This is a genomic window from Nocardia barduliensis (genome assembly GCF_013315795.1).
GTDB lineage: Bacteria > Actinomycetota > Actinomycetes > Mycobacteriales > Mycobacteriaceae > Nocardia > Nocardia barduliensis.
Genome location: NZ_JABLTE010000012.1, coordinates 93,307 through 110,311, shown reverse-complemented (window position 1 = coordinate 110,311; position 17,005 = coordinate 93,307). Strand labels below are relative to the sequence as shown.

At 64.7% G+C, this 17,005-nt stretch carries 13 protein-coding genes; 11 read left to right on the top strand and 2 right to left on the bottom strand.

What is annotated here, in order from left to right; all coding sequences use genetic code 11:
* From HOV91_RS08260 to HOV91_RS41030, 11 genes are all read left to right on the top strand, one after another.
* Positions 1 to 1,096: nucleoside hydrolase (locus tag HOV91_RS08260; RefSeq protein ID WP_217439881.1), on the top strand; the 1,096-nt coding region annotated here is incomplete at its 5' end.
* Positions 1,096 to 1,998 (top strand): SAM-dependent methyltransferase, encoded by a 903-nt coding sequence (locus HOV91_RS08255; protein ID WP_246349926.1) that lies wholly within the window; start codon positions 1,096 to 1,098, stop codon positions 1,996 to 1,998. The genes HOV91_RS08260 and HOV91_RS08255, both read left to right, overlap by 1 nt.
* On the top strand, positions 1,995 to 2,342 hold the full coding sequence (locus tag HOV91_RS08250) for a hypothetical protein (protein WP_174184836.1): 348 nt from the start codon (positions 1,995 to 1,997) through the stop codon (positions 2,340 to 2,342). Before HOV91_RS08255 ends, HOV91_RS08250 begins: the two co-directional genes overlap by 4 nt.
* A gap of 62 nt (positions 2,343 to 2,404) precedes the next feature.
* Entirely contained in the window at positions 2,405 to 3,433 is a 1,029-nt protein-coding gene (locus HOV91_RS08245) for a hypothetical protein (RefSeq protein WP_174184835.1), read from the top strand.
* 182 nt (positions 3,434 to 3,615) lie between these two features.
* Positions 3,616 to 4,572 (top strand): hypothetical protein, encoded by a 957-nt coding sequence (locus tag HOV91_RS08240; protein ID WP_174184834.1) that lies wholly within the window; start codon positions 3,616 to 3,618, stop codon positions 4,570 to 4,572.
* A 1,048-nt stretch (positions 4,573 to 5,620) separates the two neighbouring features.
* Entirely contained in the window at positions 5,621 to 7,108 is a 1,488-nt protein-coding gene (locus tag HOV91_RS08235) for a hypothetical protein (protein ID WP_174184833.1), read from the top strand.
* A complete protein-coding gene (locus HOV91_RS08230) occupies positions 7,105 to 9,918 on the top strand; it encodes an ATP-binding protein (RefSeq protein ID WP_174184832.1) in 2,814 nt (937 codons plus the stop codon). Before HOV91_RS08235 ends, HOV91_RS08230 begins: the two co-directional genes overlap by 4 nt.
* Positions 9,919 to 10,157: 239 nt before the next feature.
* Positions 10,158 to 11,819, top strand: coding sequence for a hypothetical protein (locus HOV91_RS08225; RefSeq protein ID WP_174184831.1), 1,662 nt, complete (start codon positions 10,158 to 10,160; stop codon positions 11,817 to 11,819).
* A complete protein-coding gene (locus tag HOV91_RS08220) occupies positions 11,812 to 12,795 on the top strand; it encodes a nucleoside hydrolase (protein WP_174184830.1) in 984 nt (327 codons plus the stop codon). The genes HOV91_RS08225 and HOV91_RS08220 overlap by 8 nt, the downstream gene beginning before the upstream one ends.
* 341 nt (positions 12,796 to 13,136) lie before the next feature.
* Entirely contained in the window at positions 13,137 to 14,186 is a 1,050-nt protein-coding gene (locus HOV91_RS08215) for a hypothetical protein (RefSeq protein ID WP_174184829.1), read from the top strand.
* A gap of 231 nt (positions 14,187 to 14,417) precedes the next feature.
* A complete protein-coding gene (locus HOV91_RS41030; protein ID WP_369009315.1) occupies positions 14,418 to 15,164 on the top strand; it encodes a histidine phosphatase family protein in 747 nt (248 codons plus the stop codon).
* A 120-nt stretch (positions 15,165 to 15,284) separates the two neighbouring features.
* Here the strand turns inward: HOV91_RS41030 and HOV91_RS08205 are convergent, their stop codons facing one another.
* On the bottom strand, positions 15,285 to 16,631 hold the full coding sequence (locus HOV91_RS08205) for a caspase, EACC1-associated type (protein WP_174184827.1): 1,347 nt from the start codon (positions 16,629 to 16,631) through the stop codon (positions 15,285 to 15,287).
* Positions 16,628 to 16,993 (bottom strand): effector-associated constant component EACC1, encoded by a 366-nt coding sequence (locus HOV91_RS08200; RefSeq protein ID WP_174184826.1) that lies wholly within the window; start codon positions 16,991 to 16,993, stop codon positions 16,628 to 16,630. The genes HOV91_RS08205 and HOV91_RS08200 overlap by 4 nt, the downstream gene beginning before the upstream one ends.
* Between the last annotated feature and the right edge of the window lie 12 nt (positions 16,994 to 17,005).

Sequence of the window (17,005 nt, the reverse complement as noted above, 5' to 3'; positions counted from 1 at the left end):
GCGTCGACCTGATCGCCGCCTTGCCGAAAGGCCGGTGGCGGCCATGATCCGGTTCCCGATGCCCGGTGACCCCCGCCGCACCGTCACCATCCGGCCCTACGTGCCACCACAACCCTCACAGGACAACCCGTTTCACCCCGATGAAGGAGAACCGAACATGCCCGACCATGTCCCGTCGACCGACCTGTGGACCGCCCAACCCGAACCCGAGACCGGTGGCCTGGTGATCCTGTCGACCGACATCGCCTATGACCCGGACGATTTCGTGGCATTGGTGCTCGCGGCGCGGCTGGTGCCACCGAGCCAGCTGGTGGTAGTGACCGCGGATGAGGTCGGCGGCCTGCGCGCACAGTTCGCCCGCCGCGTGCTCGACTGGCTCGACCGCGGCGAGGTACCGGTCATCGAAGGTATCGACCTGGGCGGCAAGCGCCGGTTCCTGCCCGATCCCGGCCAACAGATCCCCGCCTACATACGCCCCACACCCGAGGAACGCGAGCACCCTCACCACGCGATGATCGATGTCCTCACCGACATGATCGCCTCGGCTGACGGCCCGGTGCGGTGGGTGGGGTGCGGGCCGATGGCCGAGCTGGCCGCTGTGCTCACCGCCGCACCGGAGTACGCCGAGCAAGTGGTCGTCACCCAGATGGGCGGATGGCTCGACCACTACCGCGACCTCGAACGCGCTTCCCACAACTTCCACACCGACATGAGTTCAGCCGGCCTCGCCCTGCGGATACTGCCCCGCCCCAGACTGGTGCTCTCCGAGCACACCAACCATCCCGCGATCCGGGTGACCGAGGACTGGACGCTGCTCGACGCCCTCGACGCCGATTCCGCCCCGGAGTGGGCGCGATGGCTGTCCACGCATTTCCACCGCTGGTTCGCGGTCAAGGACGGCTCCTGGATGCACGACCCCCTCACCCTGTCGGCCGCCCTCGGCTGTCCGTTCATCGAGTTCACCAGCGAACGCATCCGCATCGGCCACGACGCGCGGCTGTACCGCAACCCGTACGGGCGCCCGATGCAGGTATCGACCGCGGTCGACTATGAAGGGTTCCGGGACTGGATGCAGTCGGTGGTGACGTACTGGTGATGTGCCCCACCTGCGGTCAGACCACCCAGCTGGCTCGTGACCTGGACACGATCCGGGCGCGTGAGCGCGCGGTCAACGCCGAGCTGTCGGGGCCGACACACGCTCGCGTCCTCGATGCGCTGCTGCCCGTCGACCTCGACCGTCCTTACGACCCTGACCAGATATCCGGCAAGGACAACTTCGCCTGCGACCGCGACATGGCCGCCCTGTTGGACCGTCGCGCGCCGGGATTCCGCGCCAGCGTCCACGCCGGGCACATGTTCTTACTGCAAGCGGTAGCACAGCTGGCGCGGGCGGGGGTGTCGCAGTTCGCTGTCATCGGATGCGGGTTCCCGCGCAAACGCAACGTGCACACCGTCGCCCGCGAGATCAACCCGACCGCCCACGTCCTCTACCTCGATGACAGCGCGTTAGTGGCAGCACACGGGCGCGCCTTGCTCATGGCCGAATCCCGGTTCACACGGGCCGACCCGGGTGACCCGGCCGCGATCCTGGCCGCCATCGGCCACCCACACGGCCAGACAGGCTGGCTCGACCCCCGCGAACCGATCGCGCTGGTGTTCGGATCGCTGGTCCTCGAACAACTCGACGCACCCGGAGAAGTGATCGCGGAACTTGTCGCCGCACTCGCCAGCGGATACGTGGCAGTGACTCACATCTGCACCGACACCGCCACCGACGTCGCACGGCGCGCAGCCGCCGTCTACACCGCCCACAACCTGACACTGCGGCCCCGCACAACCCGCGACGTCACGACCATGCTGACAGGGCTGGAATTGCTCGGCCCCGGCCTGACGGTCGCCCAGGACTGGACACCCGCCCACGCCACCAGCCCCAGCACGGGCGAGACGAGCTGGCGCTGCTGCTGGGCCGCACTCGGAACATGGGGAGCGACCCAATGACACCCGAGAACCGCCCGGGGCGCGGCGGCCGGGGCGCGGCCAGGATCGCCCACCGCACCACACTGCCCGCGATCCAGAACAGCAACACCGCCGCCACCGATTGCGCCGTCGATCCCGGCGACCTCAGTCCCGACGACGCGATCCACACCCTCAGCGTCCACCACCACTGCCCATCGCCCTGTCATCCGCGTCAGCGGGCGCTAGCGGTACTGGGCACCGAATACAGCGCGGCAGCAACACCGGGCACGCGGCGGCCCGCGCGTGCACTGGACGAACTGGACCAACGGCTGGCCGAACTGATCCGCGAATACCTACGCCAAGTCGCGGAGCGCGCCGACCGGTAACCGCAGCCGCGACACAACGAGCCCGGACGGCACCGTCCGGTGCTCGTCTCAGTCCTTCCCGCATGTCGGATGCGGGAAGGACAAGAGGTTTCGGATTGTCACGGACAGATCATCGTCATCCGCCTCGACTGGGCCAGAGATATTCTGATGTCGGCTTGTCAGCCAAAACGTTCTGGTGCTTGGGGGGTTTGGTGATGGCATTCGATCCGTACGCCTTCGACATCGTGGTGACCAATGCCTGCGCTGATGCTGCGGCTGAACTATTCGGACTCGGGGGTCGCGAAGCTGCGCGCGCGTGGGTCGTGCAGGTGATCTCCACCAAGGGTGAGATCGTCGAGAAAGTGCCGTCGGTGTTCGGCCGACGACGCAGTCCCTCCGGCTGGTTCCTGCTCGCCGAAGGGCTACTCCTCTTGCCGCTGGCCTCCGGCGCTGACCGCACCGGTACACCGCAGTGGATCGCGACGCACTGCATCGGCCTGCCGCGCGACCATGAAGTCGACCCGTTCCGGCTCGGCAGCCGCGAATTGCTCGACCATGTCAGCTTTGCCGCGCACGCGATCGAGCGGTTCCAACTGCGCGGAGGCGGCCACCCCGATTCGGTACTCGCACGCCAGCAACTAGCCGAGGTGCTGGCGCCGAGCGTCTACGCCAGCCCGAAGCCGCCAGCATGGTGGCGCTCGGCGCAGCCCGCCGAGTTCTACCTACTCGCTGGCAGCCGCGACGAATTCTGCCTACCCTGTCGAACGGGCGACGGCCTGCAGCCCTTTACTGCCACGACATTCATGCATCAAGCGGCCGACCTGTTCGTGCTTCCGCCTGGGGAACTCGGTTCTCGGTGCCGCCTCGACCCGAGCCGTTTCCCTCCTGGTGGACGCGCCGAGCGTCGCGCCACTCGTCTGCTGGACCGTGGCGGTCAGTTGATTTGGCACAAGCCGGAGTTCGCCCCGGCAGAGGTGTGGGCGAAGTGGTGGCTGGTGTTCGCTGATCGTGTCGCCGCGCCGGTCACCTGGGAGCCCGAGAATGCCCGCCATCCACTGCTCGTGCTGGGCCTGGTGGACGCCCGTCCCTGGTGGCGGCGTCTGCTCAGCTAGCGGCGACGCGCCAGCTCGAGCAATGCGTCAACTTGCCCGCATGCAGCCGGGACGGCACCAGGATCATTCATGGCGATTGAGATGTGCGCTTGAACACGATGCTCGGCCAACCTGGGTGACCATGCCGAGGCACTATGGAAGCGGGGTCGCCAACGTGGCCGGTGCGGTGAAGGGGGGTCGGGATGGATCAGGCGTGGGATATCGGTCGGCGGGTCATCGTGGACGCGATCGAACTGAGCTACCGCACCGAGGCAACGAGCGGCCCCTATGAATGCGTCGGCTGCGGCTGCCCAGTCACTCCGGCGGCACTGACGTCCGAGCACGTCACACCATACTTCCGGGCAGGAAGACAGCAGCCGCATTTACCTGACTGTCAGATCGCCGGGGACCCGGTTCTGGTAAGGAGTTCCGGTCCGCTCGAACCCGCGCGTACCGAACGGCTGGGCGGCGGGGTGAGCGTTCCCTACCAGCTGGTCCGCGCCGAACGGCGCGAACAAGTCGACCCCCACGCGACTGAAGATCCCGAACGGCAATCCAGCCACAGCAGAACAAGCTCGACCACCACCAGCGAAGGCAAACGCGGCCTACGGGAAGCCACCGCCTCCACCATTCGCCCATTCTGCCGCACGTTCATCCGCTACCCGAACAGCCGCACCGTCCTGCGCATCAACCTCCCCGACGTGGACGCTCAGCACTATCAGTACGCATTCAAACGACTCGATCTCTACGCCATCACCGCCTACCCCCACCAGCGGATCTTCTACGCCGAGGTAGCTTGGAGCAGTCCGCCTGAATTCACCACCAACACCGCAGTGATATCGCTGTACGCCGGAGACCGAGACCCGGACAACCGGGCGCGAGTAGCCCGCCCGTACCGCGTGGTCATCGACTGGTCGGCATGGGGAACGAAACTACGTGCGGCGCTGCGCCGCGAGATCACCGCAGCCAGGCGCGAAGCCCGCGAGTCCACCGGATCCGAAGCCCGCAGCTGGTTATTCTTCCTCGCACAACAGGACCCCTTCGAACCCGAACGATTCTGGGTCGACCACCACGCCGACTACGCATTCATCACCGCCCACCTCACCTACCCGAACACAAAGAAACCCATCACACGGCCCAGAAGGACACGGCGAGCTTGAAAGACGCTGCGAGCGAGGGCATCCCACATCGCGATTGTGACAGCACTGGTTGGGGTGGCAGGGCGTTTAGTCGGTGGAACGGACCCGGATTGCGCTGTGCTTGATCTAGGGGAGACCCGGCGAGCGACGCCCCGCGCGGGAACACCCTCGGCAGATAGGACCTCGAAGCCACATGCAGTACGGTCCCCTCCCAACCAGGCGGCGGAGACGGCCGTCGAACCGCTGAGCGAGCAGATCCTTGTACGTCGTGAACGTGAGCTGTTGTCGATTCCGTTCGGTCTTTCTGTGACTTGAGGGCCGGGCCTGTAGCCCGATCGGCTCCTGCGCCCTCGCCATACACCGGATTGCGGCCGCCCAAACATGTCTAATTTTCGTCTTGCAGGCCTGCAGTTCGAGCATTCCTTCCGTACTTGCCGATGCAAGCACAGGTGCACAAAACGCCTCGGGAGGGATCGACATAGGACTCTCCCCGCGTCAAGACGAGATACTGACGTCCCAAAAGCGCTGATCAGCGCAGTTTCCGAGGTGATCTTGATTCTGCAGCAGCCCATCGACACGATGTTCGAGATACTTGAATGTTATGCAATATTAGTTTGAAACGCGGGTGCACCGATTATCTGACCACGCGCCACTAATTCACGCGAATTTCACGATAAACCAGTCGGATCACGGTTATTCTTCGATGACGATTCGGTTTACGCCACGCCTGAGGTTGGGGGTTGTCGTGGATCGCTTGCCGGTAATCGATCATCCTGCTCTGGCGGTACGTCTGTCCGTGCCACGGGAGCGTTGGGGGTGGGAATTCACAGTCCCCTCCCCGCCACAGCCGAGCCCGCTGCTGGCGCGGGTGCCGCGGTGGGTTGACCCACCGCTGCCCGCGCATGTTCAGCGGGAGCAGCGTAGAGCCATCTCCGCGCCAAAGGTTTTCGGCGCGGGGTGTGTCGTGTCGGTGTGGGCGGCTGGATTGGCGGCTGCGTGGGAGTTGGCATTGTGGCCAATGGTTCTGCCAGCGGGGGTTGTGGTGTCGGCCGGGTGGTGGGCGCAGGCGGTGCTGCGGGCGGGAGCGGCGCGGCGCATCTATTTGGACTGGCGCGAGGGCGAGCTCGCGAAATATCAACGTGCCCACGCCGAGTGGTCAGCGCAGGTAAGTGAACATGAGCGGCGTGAGCAGCTGCGGGTGTCGGCGTCTGCGTTGTGGCACCCGGTGGGCTTGAGCAGGCAAGTGCGGCGCGTCGATGTGTTTGGAGGCACTGCCGACGGCTGGGCGAGCCTGTTGGGCACCTTGGGCATGTCCTTGCTGGCTGAGGATGCCCGGTTACTGGTGCTGGACTTCACCGAGCAGCAGGTAGCTGCGGATCTTGCCGCTTTGGCGCGCGTCAGCGACCACGCCGTATCGGTCGTTGATTTCCCGGACGCCGGTGTAGGCCTACTCGAAGGTCTGTCGCCGCAGCATGTCGGCGAGGTGATGGCCGAAGCGTTGACCGGACTGCGGGTTGGTGAGGGAAGGGCTGCGCAGGTGGTGGCCTTGGACGCCGAACTGGTCACACTGGTGGCCGGGGTGCTGACGGCGCCGGTGACATTCGGTCGGCTCGCCGCAGGGCTGCGAGTACTGCGCAGCATCTATGACGCCGAGCACGAAACGTGGTTGTCCGCCACCGAAATCCTCCGGCTCAACCGGCTGCTGGATGTTGTCGGGTCCTCGGAATCGGTGCGTGAGGAGCTCCGGTTCTTGGCTGGCGTCCTGGGGCTGCTGTCCGATCGCGACGCGGAGTTGGGTGGTAGCCCGCTGGTGTGGCCACGCTCTGGACTATCGGTGATTGCGACCTCGGGCGCGAGTGCGCGTAGCAAAGACCTGCTGGATCGGGTCGTGTTTCACCGAGTGCTGCATGCTGTCCGGGCCGGCGACAACGCCGCTTCCCGCACCGTGCTGGCAGTCGCTGGTGTCGATCATCTGGGACTGACCGCCGTAGAGCTGCTCGCCCGACATGCCAGCCGAGCCGGCGTGCGGCTAATCCTGATGCTTGAGCACCTACGCGGCGAGTTCACTCAGCTGCTCGGTGGCGGTGACAGTGCGGCAATCGTGATGCGCCTGGGGAATGCTGCTGAGGCAAGCGCGGCGGCAGATTTCGTCGGCCGGGGGCATCGTTTCGTGCTATCGCAGTTGACTGAGCAGATCGGCCGGAGTTTCACCGACGGCGGCTCTGACACCGTCGGCGATTCAGTGACCTCCACGACGTCCGATAGCTTCTCGGGCGGATCGGGTAGCGTGTCGGATTCACTGTCGCGGGCGAGTACCTGGTCGCGTACCAAGAATTGGTCGGAGTCAGACTCTGTCTCCCGCAGCCGTACCTACGCCCGAGCCTACGAATACGCGGTGGAACCGACCACCTTCCAGGCTCTACCGACGACTGCCTTCGTGCTCGTCGAAACGGGTGAGCAGGGCAGACGAGTGGTCGCTGGCGACTGCAACCCCGGCATCGCCTTGCTCGACCGCGTCGCCACGAAGCCTCGGCAGCCGCACCGGAGCCGAGCATGAACGAGTTGCGGGGCTTTCGTTTTCATCAACTCGTGACTGTCCCTTCTGCGGTTGCGAGCGAACATGAGAGCGCCCGCGAAGGGCAGGCAGCGCTATTCGCGGCTCTGACGGCGGCGCATCCCGAGTTGCTTCGCGAAGGTCCGGCGGCGGGGCTAGCAGTCGCGTGGGACCGTAGGCCGGCGGAGCGGGCCATTCGTGTCTTGGTGGGAGGCAATCCTCGGTTTCCGCCGGTAGCGTCCGAAGCTGGAGAGTTGCGGGTGCTGTATCCGCCGGGTACTACCGCCCACTGTGTCGACGATGTCGTTGATCAGTGGGCGCAGCTGCCATGCTGGGTGCGCTGCGGTGGACGCGCTGATTCTCTGTGGTCGGCGGATGGTCCAGCTGGGAAGACACCGCTCCGCGGATGTTTTGAGGACTATGTTGCCCATCTTCCGGGCGCATTTGTATGGCTGGTCGTCGCGCGACCGCTACCAGACACCGATGTCGAGGCCGAGCTGGCCGACCTGGAAGTGCGGCTTCCGCGTTTGCGGGCACGCGAGAACTCCGAACCGGACCGCATCGCACTGCAGCGCGGTGAAGCGCGGTACCGGGAACTGTCCCGCGCGCGGTCAGCGGGCATGTGGGCGGTACATGTGCTCGTCGGCGGCCCGGATGAAACCAGCACCGCTCGCGCAGCTGGGTTACTCTGCAGTGCTTCGGATTTGGATGCGCTGCCCTATGTACTCAGCCCGCAATCGGAAGCGGCGCCTCTGAGGCATACGTGGGAATCGACCACGACCAACGGTACGGGGTTTGCTTCCCCGTTCAACGCCAGTGGTGAGCTGCTCGCCGCGCTTGCGCGGCCTCCGCGGCGTGAACTGCCCGGCATCCGTGTGTGCGAGCCGGTCGCCTTCGACCTGACCCCTGAACGCGACGGGCAGATAGATCTCGGGGCGATCCTCGATGACGCCGATACCGAAGTCGGGCGGTTCGGTGTCGGCCTGGACACCCTCAACCGGCACGGCTTCGTCGCCGGAGCGACCGGCTCCGGCAAGTCACAAACCGTCCGACACTTACTCGAAGGATTACATTCCGCCGGAGTGCCGTGGCTGGTGATCGAACCCGCCAAAGCCGAATACGCGGGAATGGCCGGGCGCATCGACTCCCCCGTGATCCGGATTCGGCCTGGCGATCCGGATGCGGTGCCGGTGGGGCTCAATCCGTTGGAACCCGAGCCGGGCTTCGCGCTGCAAACCCATATCGACCTCGTACGTGCACTGTTTCTGGCGGCATTCGATGCAGTCGAACCCTTCCCTCAGGTGCTCGCGCACGCCCTGAGCACCTGCTACACCAAGCTCGGCTGGGACACAGTCATCGGCGCACCGCGCCACGAGACGATCACCCCAAAGTACCCCACGCTTTCTGACCTACAGACCACCGCTCTGGCCGTCGTCGACGGCATTGGTTACGGCCGCGAAATCACCGACAACGTCCGCGGATTCATCGACGTTCGGCTCAGTGCCTTGCGCCTGGGTACCCCTGGTCAATTCTTCGAAGGTGGCTACCACCTCGATGTCGCGGATCTATTGTCGCGCAACGCGGTGCTGGAGATCGAGGACATCGGCAGCGACACTGACAAGGCCTTCTTCATCGGCGCAGTCCTCATCCGTGTCTTCGAGCACCTGCGCGTGCGCCGCACCAACACCCCACCCACGTTGCGTCACGTGATGGTAGTAGAGGAAGCCCATCGCCTCCTGCGGCGCGCCGAACCAGGCACGCCCGCAGCGCATGCTGTGGAGTTGTTCACCGCGCTGCTGGCTGAGATCCGAGCTTACGGCGAAGGAATTCTCGTCGCTGAGCAGATCCCCACCAAGATCTCGACCGATGTCGTCAAGAACACCGCGCTGAAGATCGTGCATCGTCTACCCGCTGCCGAGGACCGTGACCTCGTCGGCGCGACCATGAACATCGGCCCGCCACAATCCCGACACCTTGTCTCGTTACCAGCCGGCCGCGCAGTCGTGTTCAGCGACGGCATGGACCGCCCCATCCGTATTGATATTCCCCTCGGTGAGTCACGCGAAGCAGACCGACCAGCCCCAACACCAGCGCTTTTCCCCGCCCCAACCTTGACACCACTGACCCTGCGAGAGCTGCATCATGCCCACGCGCTCGCCGATGACCCGAGGTTGACGGTATGGATCGAGCTGATGGTGATCGCGCACCTCGTCGGCCGTCCTAGTCCACGCCCGCGCCTCGACTGGCTCTCGGCATGGGCTGTCGGAACCAAGCCAGCGATCCTGGCCGAAGCCGTCAACCGTCGCATCCGTCTCGCAATCGACCAGCGATACACCGGACTGGCGCTCTACTTTCCACCAGAGCCGCTCGCCGACCATCTTTCTGCACTCGCCACAGCAGCGCTTCACCACACGGCCACCGCGTGCTCGAAAGACGAAACATGCTGGCAGGCAGGAAGATACCGCTGGGCGGATGTCGAATACGCGCTACACGATCCCGCCGTGCCGTTGGACCGACCACACCCCGCCACGAGCATGTGGGCGCAGCGTGGACTCCACCTCCATGGCGCGACAGTCGCCGAGCAACGCGACCTTCTTCACGATCACCCGGATAACTGGGCCGACCCCTCTATCGTGACCGGTCCCGATCCTATGGTGCTGACTTCCAGCATTAAACGGCTCAGCCATGCCCGCTCAATCGAGCAACGACTGCGCCACGCTACAACGCACCTCGATGGGCTGACGAGATGGCCGCTGTCCCTGCTTGAAGCGCCCGACAATGCGCCGACACCGCTGCGAGGTGAGCCGCGATGATCGCTAGTCTTTCGCGGACACGCAGCGCAATCCAGCCGACGATGCCTGCAGGCGTGCACGCAAAGAGGCATCCGCCCTCCTACCAAGCGGCGCGGCGATCGACGTTTGGTCCTCGTCGCTGCGCATTGCTCCCCGCACATCGGCCGATACCAACGGCTTCGCGATGTAACCGAGCAGCTTCTCTCGGCACTTCGGTGACCGCTGTTCCTTCTCACCGATCCCACCGCGCAGGACTCGCCATGAACGTCGATGCACGCCGTCACCCGGATGACGATCAAAGCAACCTTGCCCCCGCCGGGGACGAGGCGTCCACGCCGGGTCGCATGCTCGACAACGGCCGCGGCACCACCGATGCCCAACAGATGCGGCACGTCGACACCGGTGACCAGTCCAATGACCGTTCGTTGCAACCGATGACCGGTGCAGACACACCCCGAACCACTGCCATCGAATGGCTGCGGCAAAACGACTACCTGGATCCCGTTGCCATCAGGCGGGAACCCGACACAGACTCCAGTGACGGAGTGCTCGGCAAAGCTGCAGAACAGACAGCGACTCACCCGACGCTCGATAAGGCCGCCGCGAGAGACAACGAGCTGCCATCAGTTGTCGAGAACCCGCCCGACGCCCGGCTCGAATCCGTGCGGGAGCGGATTTTGGCCGACGCGGCTGCACGCGCTGATCAGCAACTTGATGAAGTGTGCGCCGTTTTCGGCGTTGATACTCCAGACCGGATCAGCGCGGTCGCGAAGGCTCGGGATGTCATCGCCGAGACTTTGGCCCCATTCACCGTCGATGCCACGATCCGGTTGCTTCGCGCCGTACGCAGCGAGATCGCAGAACGACCCGACGCAACTGTTGCCATCGTCTACCGCGACGGTGCCAGCATCGGTCTGGCAATCAAGGAACTCGACCCCGACCTGTTCGAATCACATTGCCGACCGGTGTACCTGTCGCGAAAGACCACGGAGGCCGTCCTGCAGGACCAGGAGAACACCGCAGAACGCGAATTCACCCTCCCCGAGCAGTTTCGCGTGCGGGACAAGGCGGACCCCGAAGAGATTCCCGGCGCTTCCATCCGAGTCGGCAGGCATCTGGTGCTCAGCGGACTACCGGTCACCACCCCCGGTGCCCACATCATCCTGATCGACTCCGGACACAAAGGCACCATCCAGGAGCAACTGAACGCGGCGTTCCCGAAACCGACTTACAGCGGTCACTACCTGTTCTACGTCCAATCCGAACACGATCCACACCCGAACGCCAAGACCGGGCACGTCCTGCACCAATCGCCTGAACGAACCTTTCCGGCCGAAGCCGACGACCCGGCCAGAATCTACGCTGAGAAAGACCCGGCCGTGGTGTTCGAGCACCTTCTGCGCGGAACCATGTCGACCACCCACGGCCACGACAACCGCGGCAGCCCCATCCACGACCGTGAGAGCCCGTCGCTCGACGAGATCAATCCGTTGGTCGTTGCCCCCGAATACGACGATCCAGGCGTGCGGATCGCGATTATGGATATCGCCCAGCGCACCGTCACCAACTACGCCCGAACTATCGCCGAACTCGACAAAGCCGGTATCGACTACCAGCCAAACCTATCCGAACAGGCCCGTGCCTGCACCCAACGAGTGCGATCATGGGCCCACGGCCACGACACCGGTGACCCTGCGTTCAACGCGCTGGCGGACTCGTTCGTCCGCCGCGCCGATAAGGATCTGATCCCCCGATTACGCAACGTCATTACCGACCTCAAACTCGGTGAGGCCGCTACCACTGCGGCATGGCGGGGCTACCAGCAGCTCTCACTCGACGATAAGGAGCGCTACGTAGAGCAACTCGAACTCACCACTCCATCGCCGGGCTCGGCTCCACCGGAAGGGACACCCCATGGGTGACTACGACGACACCGACGAAACCATCGAATCCGCGCACGCAGCAATGCTGGAGTTCGCCACCCGCTACCCCGAGTACTCCTCCCTTGCCGCCAAACTCCGTGCCGCCGGACCACCATCACCACGAGTCCTCGGCACACCGATCATTCTGGACACCGACATCGGCGGCGACCCCGATGACGCCGTCGCCCTCACCTGCGCCGCCCGACAACCCGAGCTTGCACTGGTGATCACCGCCGACGAACACAACGGTCAGCGAGCACGGCTCGCCCGCTACCTGCTCGATCTGGTGGGGCGACCTGATGTTCCCGTCGTGGCTGGCGCCGACCTCGGTAACACCCGCGACTGGGTTGCCGAGGGACTGACCCCCACCACCATCGCCGCACAGCCAGACAACGTCATTGCCGCTGTCCGCGCTATCTGCACGGACACCGACGGACCGGTGCGCTGGGTCGGGTGTGCGCCGCTCACCAACCTCGCCGCAGTCCTGCGCGCCGAGCCCGACCTCGCCCGACAACTGGTTATCACCCAGATGGGCGGTGCGATCAACTACCGAGACCCCGCCCGTGCCGAACACAACTTCCGGCTCGACCCCGCCGCCGCCCGCTTCGTCGTCGCCACAGCCCCAGAACTCACACTTGTGCTGTCTGATGTCACATTTACCGACGAGATCGCGATCAGTGCCAGCACCGACGTCTTCACGACTCTCTCGGCACCCGAGGGACCGGAATGGGCCGCGCTGTTGACTGCTCACCTCGAGCGCTGGTTCAGCTTGCGCTACCCCGCCAGCAAGCAGCACGACCCGCTCACCCTCACCGTCGCCCTCGAACTGCCCTTCGTCGAACTCTCCCGTCCCAGCATCCGGGTCGATGCCGACGCCCGAATGAGCGTCGATCCCGCCGGCCGCCCCACCTGGGTGACCTCTGACGCCGACTACCCCGCATTCCGCCGCTGGCTTGCCACCCAACTCGCCACTTAACCCGTGTCGTTCCAGTGCCTCTCCGACAGTGCGAGCGCACGTCGGACGCTCACCTGCGGCCACGGGCCACCCGCAGGACGACCCCCATAACCGCCGCAATCGCCATGAGCCCCGCTAGCACCACACCAGCGTCGACCGATTCTCGATACCGACTGTGCCTGCCCATCTCGTGATCACTTCCTGTCTCGCGCTTGAAGATCCGGTTGTGACACGTCCGTCGGCAGCGGCCGCGGGCGTCAGGACAGAGCCTACGTCCAACCCGAACCTTCAGTCGGAAGCAATCTTTCGGCGATCTTTGGTGCGGAGCGCCACACCGTCCGCACACAGGGCATCATGTGCCTGTGAGATCATCACGGACCAACACGCCACTTGCTGATGCGCTGTTCAACTTCTTCCGCAAGGGGGCCCGGAAGCTGACGACCGAGGCGCTTGCGGCCACCGGAGATGACGTCATGCGCGCCCTAACCGGCGCTCCCGCCCCTGAAGACCTACCTACCCGCACCGCGCTAGCCAGCTGGATAGTCCACGCTATCGACGAGCAGATTGCAGCGCTCAATGACCCTATGGAAAAGGGAATCGCACAGATCGCACTTGCTGCACACTCCGATCTGCACGGAAAGTACGTCGAGGAACGTCTCAAACTTATCGGCACCGAGTGCGCACTAACATGGAACCAGTACTGGCGCCATCGCAATCGAGTCGTCGACGAGATCGTGGTTGGCCTCCTCGGCGCTTACAGGGCGCGTCCGCGGAACGAGCCATGTTCCCCGGTACAAGCTCACCACATCACAACACCGGGCATCCCCCGCAGCGCAGCCACCCCCAACGTGTTCCTCGCTGGCTACTACAGCGGCTCTTCCCTGGATCCCTATGCAACCAAGTTGGGTACTGCTCTGGCACACCAGCCCGTACCCGTCAATCTTTTGTCGATGGCATCCAAGGCTGGACTCCTGACCGGTTACGCCATGGCGGCCGAGTCCAGGAACATGAACACCTACACGCCCGAGCGCTACACCCTCGTCCGCCGCACCGGCTCTCGCAGGCGCCAGCCCATTCACCGCTACCTCGGACGGACCGAGTGCCTTCCTGGGAGTCTCGACGAAGCGCGTCTGAGCATCCTCGGTTCCTCCGATGTCGCCATCGTTTTTGCCGGTGACGCTGGAACGGCCTATGAAATCGAGTTGGCCGACCAGCTCGGCATTCCCGTCGTGCCGTTTGCAGCGACCGGAGGAGCTGCCAGGGATCGCTGGGACACGGGCAGCGCCGCCATTGCGCAGCACGACCCGACCATCACAGCTACGTATCACGATCTTGCCAACCCCGACAAGACCACTTCTTTGCACGCAACGGTTCGTATGGTCACTCACCTGCTCCTAGAACCTGCCTCCTAAGCCAAGTGGCGGGGCCTCAGCCGACGATCAAACGACGGCAGGCCGCGCCATCACGGACGCACACGTCTGGAGCTTCGTCATGACCGCCACCGGGCCAAGCCGTCGCATGTGCTGGCCTCAGCGGCGGTCATCGAACACTCGCGACGCCGAACACAGCCACGCGCACATCACATCAACGGCTTTGTACCCTGCCCCATTGTCGCCTTGACCTAACCGAGGAAGTACAGCCCAATGCCCCTTCCGTCCCCAGCCGATTCCCATTGCTCTGCTTCCGAGACTGCTCCGCAAAAACGCAAAACGATGCGAGCTCCAGGTTTGCGTCTGATCCTCATTCGGCACGGCGAAAGCTTGAGCAATGTCGACGGCGTGGTCGCCGGTCCCCGAACTTGCCTCGGGCTGACCGACCGCGGCCACAGCCAAGCCGTGGCCGTCGCTGACTACCTTGCAGCTGAATGCCACCGATTCGGCACCATTGTGGTGTACTCAACCGCAGTGCGACGAGCTGTACAAACCGCCGAGCCGATCGCAGCGAAACTCGGAGTGCCTTTTCGGCCGGAGTTCCCCTACAACGAACACGGGGACGCCGAAGGTCAACGACGGGTCGAAATCACTGCGGATCCAACACACCCACTGGCTCTGTCCCCCGACTACCCACTTGCAACAGGAGCCGACTCATGGCCGGTGGCAGCCCAACGAGTCGGCCGCAAACTCGACATGCTGGCGACACTGCACCCAGGTGCGACCGTCATACTCGCCTGCCATCGAGAGACAATCCTCGCTGCAGCTCAACACTTCCAACGGATTCCACCAACTCTCGCCTACGCGAGCGCCGAAGTCGATTACACCGCAATCACCGAATGGGAGCGCCGCCCACGGACGAGAAACCCTCAGCAGTGGCGATGGGTACTGATCAGGCATAACGACACCCGACATCTCAGGGGTTCCGGGACACCGGAAGCGGTACGGGTACCTCTTTGACAGCGATTTGGCGAGCTTGCCGAACGGGTTGCAATCCGGACGAATGCGTTTCCGGCGCAGCCTTGCGGAACGCACATCCCAAATTTCCCAAGTCTTGGCGGTGGCCCCACACCCGACGGTTCAGTCGCGCCGCGACGTCATGTGCAGGGTGATTGCCTGTGGGGGGGTGGGGCCGCGGAGTTTTTCGGTGGTGCGTTGTTGGCGTTTGTGGCCGGCGCTGTGCCACCAGGTGGTGGCTTCGGTGAGTTGGCCGCGGTAGCGCAGGCGGATGGCTAGGTTGTGCATGGCGTTGGTGTGGCCGGCTTCGGCGGCGTGTCGGTACCAGGTGAGGGCTTCGTCGTAGCGGCGGGTTTTGTCGAGCATGAGGGCGAGGTTGTACATGGCGTCGGTGTCGCCGGATTCGGCGGCACGTTGCCACCAATACTCGGCCTCGGTGTCTTCGTGGGCTCGGTGCAGCAGATCCGCGAGGTTGCTCATGGCGATGGTGTTGCCACGGTGGGCGGCTTCGAGGTAGAGGGGGTGTGCCGCGCGGAATTTTCGCTGGTTATACAGCAGGTGGGCGAGGTTGTTCATCGCGCCGGGGTGTCCCTGCGATGCTGCAGTGTGCCAAGCTTTTTCGGCTTCGGTGAGGTCGCCTTGTTCGGCGGCACGCTGGCCGTCGGCGAAGATCTGCTCGGTGGTGCTGTCCGGGGTGGCGAGCGGGTCGATGAGCAGCGGGGTCACGGCGTTGTCGGGTGTGGGCCGGTGGCCGGGTGGGGTGAACAGGCGCAGGTTGCCGGTGATGTTGACGCTTCGCCGCACGGGGCGGGGATGGCCGTTGCGGTGCAGGATTTGGTCGATGTTGCCGTAGAGCTGGTCGAGTGTGAGTCCGGTGCTGCTGGTGGCGGCGGTGAGCAGGGCGCCGGTGAACGCGGTGTGGCGCTGGCCCACGGGCGCGACGGAGGTTTCGTTGCGGGGGGAGGAAGCGATGATGTAGGTGCCGTTGATATCGATTTGGCCGTCGACGACGGTGTCGGGTGCGCTCATGGCTTCGAATGCTCGTCCGGAAAAGCAGCAGTCGAGGATCAGGATGCGGGCGCGGGCGCGGGCGGCGGTGAGTTCGTCGCGCACCGTGGCGAACGGTATCGAGCTCCATTCGGGGTGGTCGCGGTCACTGCCGGTCAAGCTCAGGTGCAGCCGTCCGCGCCGGTCCAGCAGGCCGTGTCCGGCGTAGTACACCAGCAGCACCTCGTCGGCGTGGTCGGCGGCGTGCGCGATGAGTTCACCGACCTGCGGAGGTGTGTCGGGATCGACCAGGGCGGTGCAGTGCTCGGTAGGCAGTGCCGCACCAGTGGGTGCGGTGAGCAGCCGGGTGATGTCGTGAACGTTGTTGGCGGCGGCGGGGATATCGGTGATTGCGGAGTGGGTGTATCGGCTCACCCCGATCAAGGCGGCGCGCCAGCCGGTGCGGTTCGGCGCGGGAATCACTGGCGTTTGTTTGCCTGGTCGAGCAGTGTCTGCAGTGCCTGGGTGATTTCGGGGGTTTTGACGCGTTTGGCGTCGAGGGTGAGTTCGGTGTGGTCGAGGGTGAGGGTGACTGCGATGTCGGAGCGCCGGTGGGTAAACCATGTTGTCAGCGACTGGAACAGTGCGGACGCGATTCCTTGCGCACCGAGAGCGACGACGAGCACCTCGGCCAGGTCGCCCATCTGGCCGGGTCGAATGGGCGTCGTCGGCATGCTGACCCGCCCGCGCAGTTCGTCGTCGTCGTTGAACCACTCGAGCAGACCGAACAGCTCGTCGGCGCTGCCGTCGGTGCGGATGATCAACTGCTCCTGATGTTCTGGCATGCCATGCATCCT

What these genes read in the sequence shown, in the direction of transcription:
- HOV91_RS08245 (WP_174184835.1), top strand. Translation starts at nt 2,405, where the DNA reads ATGTCGGATGCGGGAAGGACAAGAGGTTTCGGATTGTCACGGACAGAT.
- HOV91_RS08225 (WP_174184831.1), top strand. Translation starts at nt 10,158, where the DNA reads ATGAACGTCGATGCACGCCGTCACCCGGATGACGATCAAAGCAACCTT.
- HOV91_RS08230 (WP_174184832.1), top strand. Translation starts at nt 7,105, where the DNA reads ATGAACGAGTTGCGGGGCTTTCGTTTTCATCAACTCGTGACTGTCCCT.
- HOV91_RS08250 (WP_174184836.1), top strand. Translation starts at nt 1,995, where the DNA reads ATGACACCCGAGAACCGCCCGGGGCGCGGCGGCCGGGGCGCGGCCAGG.
- HOV91_RS41030 (WP_369009315.1), top strand. Translation starts at nt 14,418, where the DNA reads ATGCCCCTTCCGTCCCCAGCCGATTCCCATTGCTCTGCTTCCGAGACT.
- HOV91_RS08255 (WP_246349926.1), top strand. Translation starts at nt 1,096, where the DNA reads ATGTGCCCCACCTGCGGTCAGACCACCCAGCTGGCTCGTGACCTGGAC.
- HOV91_RS08240 (WP_174184834.1), top strand. Translation starts at nt 3,616, where the DNA reads ATGGATCAGGCGTGGGATATCGGTCGGCGGGTCATCGTGGACGCGATC.
- HOV91_RS08220 (WP_174184830.1), top strand. Translation starts at nt 11,812, where the DNA reads ATGGGTGACTACGACGACACCGACGAAACCATCGAATCCGCGCACGCA.
- HOV91_RS08200 (WP_174184826.1), bottom strand. Translation starts at nt 16,993, where the DNA reads ATGCCAGAACATCAGGAGCAGTTGATCATCCGCACCGACGGCAGCGCC.